The organism is Methylomonas sp. BG-2 (assembly GCF_057766305.1).
In genome coordinates, this window is record NZ_JBYMAP010000432.1 from 1 (window position 1) to 1777 (window position 1777).

The 1777-nt window shown below is 56.5% G+C and carries 2 protein-coding genes; both read left to right on the forward strand.

Features of this window, described 5'->3' with window-relative positions; all coding sequences use genetic code 11:
• Nucleotides 1-475 (forward strand): hypothetical protein (locus tag AC3B8H_RS21010; protein WP_488443456.1); only part of this gene is annotated, 475 nt, incomplete at its 5' end.
• A gap of 10 nt (nt 476-485) precedes the next feature.
• Nucleotides 486-1775 carry a group II intron reverse transcriptase/maturase gene (ltrA, locus tag AC3B8H_RS21015; RefSeq protein ID WP_488443457.1) on the forward strand — a complete coding sequence of 430 codons (1290 nt, stop codon included), beginning with the start codon at nt 486-488 and terminating at the stop codon, nt 1773-1775.
• Nucleotides 1776-1777: the final 2 nt, after the last annotated feature.

Sequence of the window (1777 nt, forward strand, 5' to 3'; positions counted from 1 at the left end):
GTGTACGCCCAGCATGGGCATGAACTTATGGGGTGTAAGTCCCCTGTCGGAGAATTCAACGTTAATCATGTTAGCGATCATAACGACTAGCCGAGGGCAAAGGCAAGACCGCGAGGGACTGTCTGAAGGAAGCCTAAGTGCAAAACGACGAGCCGACGAACAGAAATCGGATATAAGGCTGAGCAGCAGGGTCAAGTTGGCACATGACAACGAAGGCCATGAATTCGCGCTGTACAGTAAATCCGGCGGTTGTGTTGTGACAGTTCATGTTCTTATCTGGGGAGATCTGAAACGCCAGCGGCTCGCGAAGAGCAGCGCGCAGCACAGTAATGTGAGGCGTGACGTTTCAGAAGTCAGCAGCGGTCATAGTAGCCTTGGCGGCGGGAATGCTGTCAGCGCGAAGGACCAAAGAAGCAGGACAAGGCAGCGCCTTGCCAGACTCGGTATTGACGAAGCCCGCGCCCGTGGGAAGTAATTGCCGGCGTATGACAACCGTGCACGCCTTGGAACAACAACTACTGGAAACCATCGTCGCCCGCGACAACCTGCACTGTGCCTGGAAGCGCGTGAAGGCGAACAAGGGCGCGGCTGGGGTTGACGCGATTTCGGTGTCGGATTTTCCGGCCTGGGCGCAACAACACTGGCCGACCATCAAGACCCAATTGATGAGCGGCGACTACCAACCGCAAGCGGTCCGGCGGGTGTGGATACCCAAACCCAACGGCGATAAACGGCCATTGGGCATACCCACGATCGCCGACCGCATTATCCAGCAAGCCATCGCGCAACAACTTACGCCGTACTTCGAGCGCGAGTTCAGCCGCAACAGCTACGGCTTCCGTCCGGGACGTAATGCCCACCAAGCCATCAGGCAAGTGCGCGACTATATCCGGGCGAAATACCGTATGATCGTGGACATCGATTTGGCCGCCTTCTTCGACAACGTCAATCACGACGTATTGATGCGGCTGCTCAGCCAACGCATCCGCGACAAGCGGGTACTGCAGCTGGTCGGCCGTTATTTGCGCGCCGGCGTCATCGAAAACGGGCAGTGGCAAGCGACCCCGAAGGGTGTTCCCCAAGGCGGTCCACTCTCGCCGTTGCTAGCCAATATCGTGTTGCACGAGCTGGACGTCTACCTGCATCAGTGCGGTCATCGGTTTGCCCGTTACGCCGACGACTTCGTCATTTGCGTACGCAGCCTACGGGCGGCCGAGCGGGTGCAGGCTAATGTCACGCGCTTTCTGGAACAGCAGTTGAAGCTGCACGTCAATCTCAACAAAAGTCGCCTCTGTACCAGCAACGAATTGGAGTTCCTCGGGTTTTGCTTCCGAAGAAACAAAATCGTCTGGAGCGACAAAGCGCTACACCGCTTTAAACATCGGATCAAACAACTTACGGGGCGTTCGTGGGGCGTCAGCCTGGCTTATCGTTACCGCGAATTGCGCCGCTACATCGTGGGTTGGATGAACTACTTTGCGTTATCGGAATACTACCGGCCAATCCCCGAACTGGACGAATGGCTACGGCGGCGCATGCGCTGCTGCTATTGGAAACAGTGGCGGTGGCCGCGCACCAAGATTAACCATCTGGTCAGTCTGGGCGTCAGCTTAAAGGAAGCGATCAAAACCGGCGTGAGCTCGAAAGGGCCTTACGCCATGTCGCGGACACCGATTACGCAAATGGCGATGAACAACGAGTGGTTAAAAGCCGAGGGCTTGGTGTCGATCAAAGATCAGTGGGTTCGTTTTCATTACCCTGTTTCAACCGCCTAGTG

Excerpts from the sequence above, each read along its gene's own strand:
- ltrA (WP_488443457.1), top strand. The coding sequence starts at position 486 with ATGACAACCGTGCACGCCTTGGAACAACAACTACTGGAAACCATCGTC.